Annotated in this window: 9 protein-coding genes and 2 pseudogenes; 2 read left to right on the top strand and 9 right to left on the bottom strand. The window is 60.1% G+C overall.

Going from position 1 to position 13,500, the window contains the following annotated elements; genetic code table 11:
* Positions 1-138 precede the first annotated feature (138 nt).
* Positions 139-699 carry a hypothetical protein gene (locus HF916_RS06380; RefSeq protein WP_168788198.1) on the top strand — a complete coding sequence of 187 codons (561 nt, stop codon included), beginning with the start codon at positions 139-141 and terminating at the stop codon, positions 697-699.
* A 268-nt stretch (positions 700-967) separates the two neighbouring features.
* Here the strand turns inward: HF916_RS06380 and HF916_RS06375 are convergent.
* From HF916_RS06375 to imuA, 4 genes and pseudogenes are all read right to left on the bottom strand, one after another.
* A pseudogene (locus HF916_RS06375) lies at positions 968-1,520 on the bottom strand (SOS response-associated peptidase family protein); the annotation flags it as partial.
* A 47-nt stretch (positions 1,521-1,567) separates the two neighbouring features.
* Positions 1,568-4,717 carry an error-prone DNA polymerase gene (locus HF916_RS06370; RefSeq protein ID WP_168788197.1) on the bottom strand — a complete coding sequence of 1,050 codons (3,150 nt, stop codon included), beginning with the start codon at positions 4,715-4,717 and terminating at the stop codon, positions 1,568-1,570.
* Between the two features lie 6 nt (positions 4,718-4,723).
* Positions 4,724-6,193: a Y-family DNA polymerase gene (locus tag HF916_RS06365; RefSeq protein ID WP_206001697.1), complete on the bottom strand. Its 1,470-nt coding sequence runs from the start codon at positions 6,191-6,193 to the stop codon at positions 4,724-4,726.
* Positions 6,123-6,830, bottom strand: coding sequence for a translesion DNA synthesis-associated protein ImuA (imuA, locus tag HF916_RS06360; RefSeq protein ID WP_168788196.1), 708 nt, complete (start codon positions 6,828-6,830; stop codon positions 6,123-6,125). Before imuA ends, HF916_RS06365 begins: the two co-directional genes overlap by 71 nt.
* An 85-nt stretch (positions 6,831-6,915) precedes the next feature.
* Between imuA and HF916_RS50555 the strand changes: the two are divergent.
* A pseudogene (locus HF916_RS50555) lies at positions 6,916-7,199 on the top strand (hypothetical protein).
* 525 nt (positions 7,200-7,724) lie between these two features.
* Here the strand turns inward: HF916_RS50555 and HF916_RS06350 are convergent.
* The 5 genes from HF916_RS06350 to HF916_RS06330 form a co-directional block, all read right to left on the bottom strand.
* Positions 7,725-8,129, bottom strand: a complete 405-nt coding sequence (locus HF916_RS06350; RefSeq protein ID WP_168788195.1) for a hypothetical protein — start codon at positions 8,127-8,129, stop codon at positions 7,725-7,727.
* Positions 8,130-8,604: 475 nt separating this feature from the next.
* Positions 8,605-9,549: a nucleotidyl transferase AbiEii/AbiGii toxin family protein gene (locus HF916_RS06345; protein WP_240975137.1), complete on the bottom strand. Its 945-nt coding sequence runs from the start codon at positions 9,547-9,549 to the stop codon at positions 8,605-8,607.
* Between the two features lie 287 nt (positions 9,550-9,836).
* Positions 9,837-10,637: an IS21-like element helper ATPase IstB gene (gene istB, locus HF916_RS06340; protein ID WP_168788193.1), complete on the bottom strand. Its 801-nt coding sequence runs from the start codon at positions 10,635-10,637 to the stop codon at positions 9,837-9,839.
* The gene (istA, locus tag HF916_RS06335; protein ID WP_168789037.1) at positions 10,630-12,153 is read right to left on the bottom strand and encodes an IS21 family transposase; all 1,524 of its coding nucleotides are present in this window, start codon (positions 12,151-12,153) and stop codon (positions 10,630-10,632) included. The genes istB and istA overlap by 8 nt, the downstream gene beginning before the upstream one ends.
* A 120-nt stretch (positions 12,154-12,273) precedes the next feature.
* Positions 12,274-12,996: a DUF6088 family protein gene (locus HF916_RS06330; protein ID WP_240975136.1), complete on the bottom strand. Its 723-nt coding sequence runs from the start codon at positions 12,994-12,996 to the stop codon at positions 12,274-12,276.
* Positions 12,997-13,500 lie beyond the last annotated feature (504 nt).

The raw sequence follows: 13,500 nt of genomic DNA, 5'->3' as shown, positions 1-13,500 counted from the left end.
CGCATACGATTGTCGATCTTATCCGGTCGCAACCGCCCAGGGATTAATATCTTGCACAAGGTTATGTCGATAGCTTGGTTGGCCGCTTTGCTCGCCTGCATAGCTGTCCTCGAACACAAATGCTCGGTGGCAACACGCATGCCGTTCGAACGTATCGTCAAAGGGTCGAAAAGCTCATCGTTTTGTATTCCGCCAAAACTATATCCAGAGCCTGCGGGAGGCGACGCCGTGCGGTTTGCAATACCGTATTCCGAATTGGCATTGCATGCCAATTCGGCTCTCAAGGCGCCCGCAATTCCCGTTTGGCTCAGCCCTTCACCACGTCCGCCACGAAGCACTAGAGCGCAAGCTCTGCTCTCAGGAATGTTTAGAAACTACGTCTTTCAATCAGCGTTGGGAGGCTCGCAAACCTTTGTTGATTTCGATACGAAGACGGGGAATGTTGATACCGTGCGGCTGTTCACCGATTCCAACAATAATGTAGTGTGGTTCGAAGACGCGGGGAGTTGGGCTCATTCCTATCGTATCGAGGTAGCAGATTTTGCTCGTGGTTATTCAATAGTGGCATTGGCTGATAAGAGTTTTCAGGAATCTAGCACCGTTATCGAGAAGCGTCTCACTGCCTACATTGTTTCTCTAGCGTGCGACGAAAACGCGTCTGGCGTTGAGAGGACAATTATCAAGCTTGCGGATCATTAGCACTTTGAGCATCAAACGAAGAATTCATTACCTCTCCCGCTGATCTCGAGACATCACTGCCTTTCAGTAGACGATGCCACGACCGGCCATTCGGCAGCGCTTGGCGACTGTCGCCTTCTGGCCGCACTTGCCGTACTGCGACACCTGGCAGCCCGTTGCATCACGGATGCTTTCAATGCTGCAAGATGACAAGTCAACGATGAAATGCCAAAAAAGACTTAGCTGGCTTATGTGCCTGATATGAAGGGAAATTTACGGCCCTAACTGTTAGTAACGTTCTCAAAGCATTGTAGGTGCCCGGGTACTTCACATCATGGCTCGCAGGCTTGCCAGCAACGCGGCACTGATATCGCAGGCCTGACAACGCGCTGTCCGTTTTCCACGACCATCACAGGCGCGTAGTGACCCGGAAAAATGCGCGAGTCGCGTGGCTTGGGCACGGTTCGCTGCATGTCCTCGAGCTTGCCGAGACTCCAGGCAATCTTGTCGGTTGCGATTCGCTGATTTTCTGTGGCCGCTTTTGTGACCTTCGTTTGAAGCGCGCGTTCAGCGTCGGCCAGTCGCTTACGTTGTTTGAACAGATCCTGCTCAAGCTTCGAACTCTGAATTGCATTGAACCGGTCGATGGTGGCTTTGATTTCCCGTTCGGCGTCAGATTGCGGGTCGGCAAACGCATCTTCCATTGCCTTGGGCTCCTTCGCCTTGCTGACACCCTCGGCACGCTCAAAAAATAGCCGCGCGAATTCGTCCAAGTCGATAATGGCGCCGAAGGTACGCACTAATTTCCGGTAGTCAGCTTGGATCTGGGCCGAGTAGCACATGCATGCCTCCGTTTGGTGTTCCGATGATACGCAGTTCTTCTGCCTGGTTAGCAAAAGTCCCTGCTCGCTGTGATCAGACCGCCCAGAAGGTGTGACATATCCACAAGCCGCTGTGCCACGAGATGCCGGACCTCTCCCTGACACTGCCATGTTCCATAAACGGCTAGCAGGGAAGCCCCAAGCGCCTCTTTTCGCTGCTTCTCAAGCAGACTCGGCCAGATGATGACGTTGACGTTGCCAGTCTCATCTTCGAGCGTCATAAACATGACGCCTTTGGCCGTTCCTGGGCGCTGACGGACCGTCACCAGTCCGCAGCCTCGGGCAAGGCGCCCATCGCGATAGGTGCGCAATGTCGACGCCGGCATCAGCCGATTCGAGTTTAGCCGAGGCCTGAGCAGTTCAAGGGGGTGTCGGCCAAGCGTTAGCCCGACCGAACGGTAGTCGGCGACGATGTCGTGTGCTTCAGTCGGCGCGCCAAGCTCGGGCGTTTCGTCCTGGATAGCCGCTGGCGCAAGCATGTCCCTGTCGGGTACGGCTGCGACAGACTGCCAGAGTGCCTCGCGGCGGTTCCCCGCGAGTGACACCATCGCGTTGGCATCCGCCAGTACCTGCAGGTCCTTCCTGTCGAGTTGCGCCCGGCGTGCGAGATCATTCACGCTATCGAACTGCCGCACGGCCCGGGCGTTCTCGATCCTTTCTGCAGCACCATCCTTCATGCCGCGAAGCAGCGATAGGCCGAGCCGGACGGCGGGTCGGCGCGAATCAGTGTTCCGTTCAAGTGCCGAATCCCATCCGCTGATCGTCACATCGACGGGCATTACCTTGACATCGTGCCGCGTCGCGTCCTGCACCAGTTGCGAGGGTGAATAAAAACCCATTGGCTGGCTATTGAGCATTGCCGCCAGGAACGCCTCGGGCTCGTGACATTTGAGCCAACTGCTGGCGTAGACGAGCAGGGCAAAACTGGCCGCATGACTCTCCGGAAAACCATATTCACCGAAACCTTTAATCTGCTCGAAGATGGCCTCTGCGAACGACAGATGGTAGCCGCGCTCCTGCATGCCGAGCACGATCCGGTCATAGTATTTTTCAAGGCCGCCCTTGCGTTTCCATGCAGCCATGGCTCGGCGCAACTGGTCTGCCTCGCCGGCAGTGAACCCGGCGGCCAGGATGGCCACCTGCATCACCTGCTCCTGGAAGATCGGCACACCCAGCGTTCGTCCCAAGGCAGTTTTGAGTGCGTCGCTCGGGTAGGTCACCGGTTCGAATCCCTGCCGACGTTGCAGATAGGGATGGACGGCTCCGCCCTGAATCGGACCAGGCCGCACGATGGCAACTTCGATGACCAGGTCGTAGAAAGTCCGTGGCCGCATCCTCGGCAACATGCTCATCTGCGCGCGCGATTCGATCTGGAAGACGCCGACGGTATCCGCCGCCGAAATCATGTCGTACGTGGCCTCGTCTTCGGCGGGGATGTCCTGCATTTCGAAGCGCTCTCCACGCTGTTCCGAAACAAGGTCGAGCGTGCGTCGGATGGCCGACAGCATGCCAAGTGCGAGCACGTCAATCTTGAGCAGACCCAGTGATTCAAGGTCGTCCTTGTCCCACTCGATAACTGAGCGGTCTGCCATCGCCGCGTTTTCAACGGGCACCAGCCGTGTGAGCTTGCCGCGGCTGATGACGAAACCGCCGGAGTGTTGCGACAGGTGGCGTGGGAAGTTCAGCAACTGCGAGGCGAGCCTGGCCCAGGCCTGAATCAGCGGCTTCTCCGGGTCAAGGCCGGATTCCGCGAAGCGCTTGAGCAGGTCCTGGCTTGTGTCGAACCAGTGATGCGACTTCGCCACCAAGTCGACGATCTGCGGATCGACGCCCAGCGCCTTGCCCGTCTCCCGCAGCGCGCCCCGTGGCCGATAGGTCGACACGGCCGCCGCAATGGCTGCCCGGTCCCGGCCATATTTGCGGTAGATGTACTGGATGACTTCTTCACGCCGCTGGTGCTCGAAGTCAACGTCGATGTCCGGTGGTTCTCCCCGTTCCTTTGAAATGAAGCGCTCGAACAGCATATTGCCGCGTGCGGGGTCGACCTCCGTGACTCCAAGGCAATAGCAGACCGCGCTATTGGCCGCCGAGCCGCGCCCCTGACAGAGGATGTGCTGACCGCGGGCAAAGCGCACGATGTCATACACCGTCAGAAAATATGGCTCGTACTGCAGCTCCGCTATCAACTCCAGTTCGTGTTCAATCTGTTCCTGGACCTTGTGCGGAATACCGGATGGGAAACGGCGCTGTGCACCAATGTACGTTTCCTGGCGAAGATACGCAGCGGGCGTGAAGCCCGCCGGCACCAGTTCGTCAGGATATTCGTAGCGCAGTTCATCCAGCGAGAACGTGCAGCGGGCGGCGATGTCGACGGTAGCGTCGAGCGCGTCGTCCGGGTACAGGTTGGCGAGTCTGAGTCGCGAGCGAAGGTGCTGTTCAGCATTGGGCGCGAGATCATAGCCACACTCGTGAACCGGTCTGCCGACCCGGATCGCGGTCATGGTGTCCTGCAGCGGCTTGCGCGAGCGCACATGCATGACGACATTGCCAAGCGCAACCACCGGCACCTCACGGTTACGCGCGATAAATTCGACCGCGCCGCGATGAATGTCGTCCATGGCCCGTTGATGCAACACCAGACCGACCCATGCCCGACCTGTGAACGTGTCATCGAGCCAGTCGACCTGTGCGTCCAGCACCTCCTCTCTGGCGGGGAAGTCGGGCACCAGGATCGCGAGACAGTCCGGCATGCCGAGCAGATGGCGATACTCCCTTTCAGGGCGGGATAGGTCCTGTGGTGTCAGCCGGTATTCGCCTTTCGGCGCACGCGTGCGAGCGAGCGTGATAAGTTCGGACAGGTTGCCGTACCCCTCGCGATTCCTGGCGAGCAGGATCAGTCCGAACGCGGGCAAGCCGTCGGCGTTCACCAGTCTGAAGTATGAACCGACGATAAACGGAAGCTTGACCTTTTTTGCCGCGACGTGCGCGCGCACGACACCAGCGAGAGAACATTCGTCCGTGACCGCGAGCGCTGAATAACCCAGTTGTGCTGAGCGCTCAGCGAGCTCCTCCGCATGCGAGGCGCCGTGCAGAAACGTGAAATTTGAAAAGCAGAACAGCTCGGCGTAATCCGGCAGCGTGGAGAAGGTGGCGTCCATCGCGCATCATCCAAACAGGCCGTGGAGGAACCACCTCTGGTCGTCCTCAGCGTCCCGACTGCTGACTCGCTCGCGGTAGATCCAGACGCAGCTCTGGTCTTCACCCTGTGCGACGAAGTAGTCGCGCGTCACCAGTTCACCATCAAACCAGCCGGCTTCAATCCGTTCGCCCGGCGACACCATACGCAGCGGCGAGCCGTAAAACGGCCGATGCTTGCGCATCAGGAGCCGCACAGGTTTCTCCAGCAGCCAGGTCGGTCGCGGAAGTCTCTCAGGCAGCACGGTGCTTTTCGACGCACTCGCGACCGGCAACCAGCGATTTGCGATCTCAGGGCGATAATCCGCGGTCGGGGCAGGGCGTAGAACGTTTCCTTCGCCGAGCCGGGCGACAAGCAGTTCAAGCAGACGCGCGTGGTCTTCGACAGTTCCGCCGGGTTCCGGGAACAGCGTGTCAGATGCGGGGGTTGCTGGCTGGACGTTAGTCGCATCAAGTCGCAACGCGATGACAGGCGCGGTCAGCTCGATCCGGCCAAGCCGCTCCCTGACGAGACGCACAAGGTGCTCTTCCCGCCATGTCGCCTCGCCCAGAGCAATGAGAATGGCGGTCGGCTCGATGGCGAGCCTGCCGCGCTCGTGTTCGAGCGAGAGGGTTGCGCCTGTCAGCGCCAATTGTCTCGCACACAGCCAACCGCATAGCTGCACGATGAGACGGTGGGCACCAAAGAGCGCTGCATCCGCGTGCTCAACGCGATCCGGCATTTCGATACGCGCGGAAAATGTCGCCGGCAGTTCCAGCCAGTCGAAAAGCTCGGGCGCCGTACCAAACGCCCGGTCCAGTGAATCGAGCAGGTGCTCGCCGCACCGGCGCTGGAGTCCGGCCCTTGGCAGCCGCCGGATGTCGGCAATCGTCTCGCAGCCAAGCCCCGTGAACCAGTCGGCGAATCGCCGGACTTCCGGTACGGATAGCAAGGGCAATACTGACAATTGTCGCTCGAGTGAATCAAGCTTGAGTACGCGCCGGCTACGATTTTTCGCCAGCAGCCACGCACCCTGGCCAGTTGGGGCGGCGCTTATCCGCGCGGTGAGTCCAATCGCCTTGAGGATTCCTTTGGCCTGACGGCAAATTCCGAGCAGTCCGCCAAAGAGCCGCAGGCTGGCGCCGATGTCCGCCACCACGACGGCCTCATCCAGCAAGGCAACGTCCGGTGAGAATTGCATGAGCGCCACCGCAACCTCGCGTTGCGTTGCGTCTTCACGCCCGGCATCCCGCTCATACATCTCAATCTCGGGTGCCAGCGTCAGGACGCCGCCGCGCTTCATGCCAACCCGCACGCCGGCGGCTTTTGCGACTCCGTCCGCGATGAGTACCTTGTCCCTGTCGAGGACGACGCTGCCGTGCGCGGGTTCAGGCAGCCACCCTGGCCGGAAGACCTCGAGTTGCAACCGGGGCAGGTGGACGGCGAGAAATACGCGCATGGTGCGAAAACAGGACAGGTGTCGGTTGAAGGGGAATGGACAGAGGTTCTGCGCGTGCTGGACCTCGTCGCTTCGCAATGTCGACGGTTAAGCCGTCGCGCTCTGGTCGTAGCGCCAGCCGCAAGACGGCAGGCGATGCATCCTGTGCCGCAGCCAGCGGCCGCACCATGAAAAACAGTGTCTCGGACGACTGCGCGGCCAGATGGAGCCGTCGCAGTGAGGACGCCTGGACGTACTGGGACCAGAAGAGCAGGGCGCCGCAGCTGCCGGCTCGCAAAATCTGCTCTGCGGACCACAATGCATCCGCGGTCTTCAGAGCGCGGACGTGGAGCAATTGTTCCGGAGCCAGCCCGATGTACTCAAGACCGAGCCCGTTTGGAACATGCGGCGGCTGCACCATGGCAACCGGCCGTTTGCCTAACGTGCCGAGCGCGGGTCGCAGCAGGCGCATCTCTCCCACGCCGGCCTGCTGCACCAGCAGGTCGACCAGCGCGCCAACCGGCCAGCCACCACCTGGCAGTTCCTCTGACAGGGCCGGATAGCCCGTATCGACGACACGTCCCCGGCCGCGGGCAAGCTGCGACGCCCGCCACAGGGACGGGTGAATGGCTTCCGGAGGTGGTGCGGCGGAGTTCATGTTTGTGGAAATACCTGTACATATATACAGTATCCTACACGGTTTTCCGTAGCGATGAACAGACACTTATTTACAGGTGGGCGGAATGCAAGTACGCGTGCGAAAGCCTGTGGGGCATCCCATGCCAGAGATTGCGGAGTTTGTCGCGGATATGAAGGCGGCGTTTGGCGCAAGAGAAATTGACGACGCAATTCGCCGCGGCAAGGCGGGGGAACCGACGTCTACGCGCGTGAAAACGGCCTTACCGTGGGGACGCTAACGCCTCATCGGACCAACATCTGGCCAGTTGATTGTTCTTTACGTGACCGGCACTATTGCGCCGGCTGCGATGGCTCGTGCGTAGGCACAGCGAATTCGTGCAAGACGTAACTCGAACGACAACTCTGGAGAATGCATGCGTCGATTTCTGGGAGCGGGGGCAGTTCTGCTGATGTTTGCTTCGTCGGTGATGGCTGGTGAGCGCTATATTAAAGTCTGGAATCCGCCTGAAGCGCGGGGTGCCGGGCAGCACGCCGCACCGTTGCGTAGAAGATCAATGCCCCGTGCCGCTTCGCCGCGGCCGATCCGGTTTCACACGCGACGGCATGCTGTACCGTTGCCGAAACTGACAGCGTGACACGGCAAGGTTGAAGACCGGTTGCAAACGACCGAACCCGAGGTGACAGATATTCCGCGACAGATAACTCCCGAGGGAAATATTCTGCGTGTCGGCGCACGTGAAGCACCCGTCCACGTAGCCCGGTAGAAGGTCCGGAACCTATCGCGACAAGGCAGGGAGTATGACCGGATACCCGGCAACGGTCTGAGGACCCAACGCAACGACGCCCAAGCCCGTGCGCAAGGTCCGTGGGCGGACCTATCTTCTGGCTCCTCAGGAAAACAGGACGCCGATTTTTACTCGTAGTGCTGGGAGACGTAGCCGATTGCAACAACGATTCGCGCGGCAATCCCGCGAAGTACACCCTCGATCTCAAATGCGGTCCCACCGTCGGCGGCTGGCATCGCTAATGTCACTTCGATGTTGTCGGCGATCGTCGTCAGTCTGTAGGTGTGAGGCGTTGACTGGCTGAAAGTCCAGACGACGGAACCAAGCGACGGCACGATTGCGTCCAGCATGTCGACGCTCAACGTGTCTCCTTCCTCAAGAAAAAGAAGAGGTGAAGAATGCGAACGCTCATCGCCCGGTTCCTGCAGCGACAGCGTAATCGGCCTGCCTGGCAATGCTACCGCGCGCATGCGCCGCTTTGCATAAGCCTCGATGGTTCCGAACCTGACCTGTGTGATCTCGCGGTGATTCATGGTTGCGGCCGAAAGCGAATCGGATTATCCGGAGATAACCCGGGCTAGATGTCAAAAAAAATGACACAGAAGGGCGGCGCTTGACCTCGCGGATAAACTGCGAACCGTATGATTGCGGCTCCGAAAGGTGCCGCGTCCGGACGCGCATCTTCGCACAGTACGTCTCACGCGCGCTGGTTTTCGCGAGCGCACCGTTCGACCGCGGCTTCCACATGCTGGGGGAACACGACAGTGCCGCGGTTTTGTGTTGCTATCAGGTTCGGGCGAAACCTTGCCAGATGCATTCGAAGGCACGCCTGGTTGACTCCGCAGTCGGATAACGGTCAGTCCCGACTCGGCGACTCATAACAGATTGATTGCAGCTGTTCGTCAGTTGAACGCTGAACCGGTTTCCTGGCGAGTGAGCAAAAATTCAACCGCAGCAATTTCCGCACGGGCTAGCACTAAATAGACGCCACAGCAAATGCTCGTGGCCTCAGGTATTGATCGTGGCCTCGGCTCGCTCAGCGCTCGCGAGGACGTCGGTTAATGCGGGCACGTCGTTGAAAACCATCCCGGCCATGGCCGTATAGTCGCGCCTCAATGCGTCAAGCATCGTGAGCGAGGGCATCAGGGTAAAGGTTTCAGGTTTGGCCAGATCCAGTCCAAGGTCCGTGCTGCCAAAGAACAACCGCGCGTGGCGCGCACAATCTTCAGCCAACGCCCTGTTCGCCAACCAGTCGGCTGCGTTTGCGCTAAGCAGTAGTTGATGAACGTCGTAGTAATGCCTTGAAACCCGTTGGCCACCGTGACGCAGCTCGCCGCGCCGCTCGTACCATTGGCGCAACCCGTGCAGGATGATCAGTTTGTCCCACAAGGTTCTTTCGGGCTGGACAGTTGTGACATTCCTGACCCGCAAGTCCAGATGAGGCAAGTCGTCCGCCAGGTAGGGTGTGACGATTGCTGCTGTATGCGGGTCAAGCGCCGACTTCGCACCAGACTCAATCTTGACGGCAGACCGGATGTACTCATCAGCCCGTGCCGTAGCGGTTGGATACCATAGCAGAAGGCTCTGACCATCTGCGTCGTCAGGATCGCTTTCGAGCCTGAAACCTTGCGGGATACATTCGCTCGCGCACGCCCTCAGCCTGGTAGTGAATTCGCCCTGAATGAACGCTGAACAGGCGTTTCGTATTGCGTCGAGCCGACCGCGGCGTTTCTTGCCGGTTAGTGCTTCCAGTTCAGCGGGCTCTGCGTGCTGGCCGAGGTCGTCACGAAAGACCGTGATATCGACGTCTTCCGAAAAACGGGAGATCAGTCCGAACGCCTTGGACAGGGAAGTCCCGCCCTTGAAGAGAAGGCGGGGCCCCTCTGGAGGCAGTCCGTTGAACAGTGCGTCGAGGGTCCAGCAGACCCAGAAGTCTTTCTCGACGTTCTGCACGGCCGTACCGAGGCGTGCGGCGGTCGCAACGAAGAGGTCACGCCGATCGCTCTCCCTGGCTTCAATGACCTCCCTGAAAGCGTCGTTCTGTCCGCGCCGACTGAATTTTGAGCCACCGCGCCGATCGAGTTTTGAGCCGGGGTGGAGACCGGTCTGCAGCAGGACCGGGTGTGGATAAGTGTATGGGTTTCGAGAGTGCTTGTCCTCCTTCGTGTGAGGCCTCATTGCGCGGCGGAAGCTGCGAAGGGCGTAGCCCGTAGCTGCTTCCGCCGCGCGGCAAGCGACGATCAGGCCGATTCGTTCGCGCTCGCACCGTCGACTCTGCGCGCTGCTTCGCGCGTGCGAATACGCTTTTTTGCACTGGCGCTGCTATGGCGGAAACGGTAGCTTTCGTTGCCGGTTTCCACGATGTGGCAGTGATGCGTCAGCCGGTCCAGCAATGCCGTGGTCATCTTCGCGTCGCCGAACACACTGGACCATTCGGCAAAGTCCAGATTCGTTGTCACCGCAACGCTTGTATGCTCGTACAGGCGACTCAGCAGGTGGAATAGCAACGCCCCGCCGGCCTGGCTGAAGGGCAGATATCCGAGTTCGTCCAGAATGACCAGGTCGAGGCGAAGCAGGCTCGCCGCGATCCTCCCGGCGCGTCCCTGCGCCTTCTCCTGCTCCAGTGCGTTGGCCAGATCCACGGTCGAGTAGAAGCGCACCCGCTTGCCGTGGTGCATGATGCCGGACACGCCTATGGCGGTCGCCAGATGCGTCTTGCCCGAGCCCGGGCCGCCGACCAGAACCAGGTTGTGCGCGCCCTCGGTGAACGTCATGCCGGCCAGTTGCGTGACGAGCTGACGGTCGACCGGCGAGCCATCGAAGTCGAAGCCCGCGATGTCGCGATGCACCGGGAACTTCGCCGCGTTCATCTGGTGGCTGACCGAACGCGCGGCCCGATCCGCGACCTCGGCCTGCAACAGCCGTTCGAGCAGCCATTGCGAAGACGCCGCCTCGACATTCACCTGTTCGAGCAGTTCGGCCCAGCCGGCAGCCATGCCGTGCAGCCGCAAGTGTTTGAGTTCGACAATCAGATCACGCATGACCGGCCTCCGGCTGTTGCAGTGCCGGGCGCAGCCCGTCGTAGCGCGAGGTGTCGGCCAGCGGCGGTGTCGTCAGTTGTAGCGCAGTATCGATCTTCGGCGGCATCTGCACGCTGCGCATGCGCGACAGCACGTTCACCACATGCTCGACGCTCACGCGCCCGGAGGGCGGCGCCTGCTCCAATGCGAGTTCGACTGCAACCACTACGGCATCCAGACCGCTTTCCGGGACCAGCGCCAGAACCTTCGCCATTACCCGGTCACCACCTGGCTCGCGTAGTAACGCCCGACGCAGCCGTTGCAGCGGCTCGGGCATATCCTGGAACGGCGCACCGTTGCGCAGGGCTCCTGGCTTGCGCTGGATCAGCGGGATGTAATGCTGCCACTCGTATCGCACCTGTCCTTCGTCGGCCAGTCGATCGTGTTCGGCCACCACGGCATCGTCGGCAACCACCACGACACGGCCAGGATAGAGCCGCGTGCTGAGCATCTGGCCGGCAAATTCGCATGGCACGGAGTAGCGGTTGCGTCCGATCACCACCAGGCAGGTCGACGACACCCGGGCCGCACGCTCAACATAACCGTCAAACGGTGTTGGCATCGGCATCAGATGGGCGCGTTCCTGCTCGAACACGTCGGCGACACTCAGCTCACGATAGTCCGGATGCTTCACCTGATCCCACAACGACCGGCACCGGCTCGCCAGCCATGCATTCAGATCAGCGAAACTGCCGAAGCGTTGCCCACGCGCCTCAATCCAGATACGCAGGCGGCTGTCCTGCACGTTCTTCTCGACGACGCCTTTCTCCCAGCCACTGGCGACATTGCAGAAGTCCGGATCGAACAGGTAGTGCGAACACATCACTGCGAAACGCGGATTGACTGTGCGACCCTTGCCTTTGTGCACCTTGTCTACGGCCGTTTTCATATTGTCATAGATGCCCCGGCGGGCCACCCCGCCGAAGGCCGTGAACGAGCGCGTATGGGCGTCGAACAGCATCTCGTGACCCTGGCTTGGGTAGGCCACGAGCCAGAACGCCCGCGACGCGCACAGCTTCATGTGCGACACCTGGAGCTTGCGGTAAATGCCGCCGACAACCAGTCCTTCCTCGGACCAGTCAAACTGGAATGCCTCGCCCAGCTCGAATCGCAACGGCACAAACGCCGACTTCGAAACCGCCTTGCCTTCGCCTTGCCGCCAGGCCCGGATGAAATCGGTCACCCGCGAGTAACAGCCGTCGTAGCCGCCAGCCTTGATCTCCTGGAACAGCATCCAGGCGGTGCGGCGTTCCTTCTTCGGTCGCCGCGCGTCGACACTGAGCGCCTGCACCAGCACCTCATGAAACGGCGTCAACCGCGTCGGCTGCGAGCGCCGCTGATACTTCGGCTCCTCCTGAACATCCATGTTCAGATATTTACTAATCGTGTTGCGCGACAGGCTTGTGAGACGCGCTATCTCGCGTACCGACTTGTTCTGGCGGTGGAACATCCGCCGCACCTTGCCAATCATCGTCATCGGGATCATCCCCAAACACCCTGCCAGAAAAACTAGCAGGATAGGTTGATTGCCCGGCTCAATTTTCAGTCGGCGCGATCCCTACAAGTGGCTTAATTTTCGGTCGGCGTAAACAGTCGTTCATCGTGATCTCCGTCCCGGTTGGCTTTTGAGCACACCCATGTCAGTCCCCGCGACGCTTTTGAACCGGCGCGGAGTATCTGTATCGACAACGCTTGGGTCAAACCCCGGAATAGTGCGCAGGAACGCCTGCATCCAGATCGGCAGGTGCGAAAAACCCTGGATCAGGTCCTCGATAATGGCGGATCCCTGGTTCGGGTCGGTCAGTACATTGTGGAGACGCTGGCGGATCCGGTCTGCGTCCCCCGGCAATGTGTCCTTGAGCCAGTGAAGAGCCTGGACGACACGCATGGCGGGTCGCCCCGCCCAGTAAAGACGGCTCGGCGCAGTCTGCCTGAACTCGATCAGGAGATTTTCCAGCTGGATCGAGCGGCGTCGCGCATCGGTATGGATGGTGACCCGTGCTGGCACTGCGTCAGTCAGACCAAGATCGTTGGCGGCAGTTATGCCGTCGACCAGGAGCCGCAATTGATCGCGTCGGGCGAGGGCATCGATCACGGCGCGGTAATCGGGCACGGTCGGCCGCCGCGTCAGGCGGTTGATCGCTGGCAGGTCGTAAAGGCCACGATCAATCCGGCGCAGTTTTCCGCTTGAGACGAGTCGCTGCAATGTCTTGTCGATCACATCGCGCGAGCCAAGATGGGCAAAATCGGTGGGTACCCAGACGACGGCTGGCCCGGCGGCGGAAATGAGCGACATGATGCGGGCGCTTGCGTCGGACATAAAGAACTCCTTGTCCGATATTTGTATATGCTTTTCGGACAAATTGCAAACGATTTGTGTCCGAAAAATGTTAACAAATTTCGGACAATTTTGATCGAACCACTTGATGCGCAGGGGCAACGTATTTCGCTGGCCTGTCTGGGGGCATTAATGGCTGCACGCAGGCAATGCTCCAGCCGTTGCATAACGCTTTGTGCCAACATCGACCGCGCCTATGACTGCGTCTTCTCCCGTTTGATCGCAATCACCGCATCCATCACGTGAACGAACCGCTCGAAGGGATCTGCGGGATCCATCTGCAAGGACTGGCGCCGGGCGACTCATCCAGGGAAATGTCCAGGGGCCGCCAGGTGCCACTGACCGCGATCGCCGAAGCAGCTATGAGAAATTCGCCCGGTGCAGGTCGTTTACCCGTCATTGATTTCGATTCAAACATAGGTTTGTCGTTCACCTGCCGGATACCAATCTCCCTGATCCTGCGCATGCCAAGAGCAGACGCCGTTG

This window comes from Paraburkholderia aromaticivorans, assembly GCF_012689525.1.
GTDB classification, from domain to species: Bacteria; Pseudomonadota; Gammaproteobacteria; order Burkholderiales; family Burkholderiaceae; genus Paraburkholderia; species Paraburkholderia aromaticivorans_A.
The sequence above is the reverse complement of the archived record's forward strand: the minus strand, read 5'-3'. Positions and strand labels throughout refer to the sequence as shown.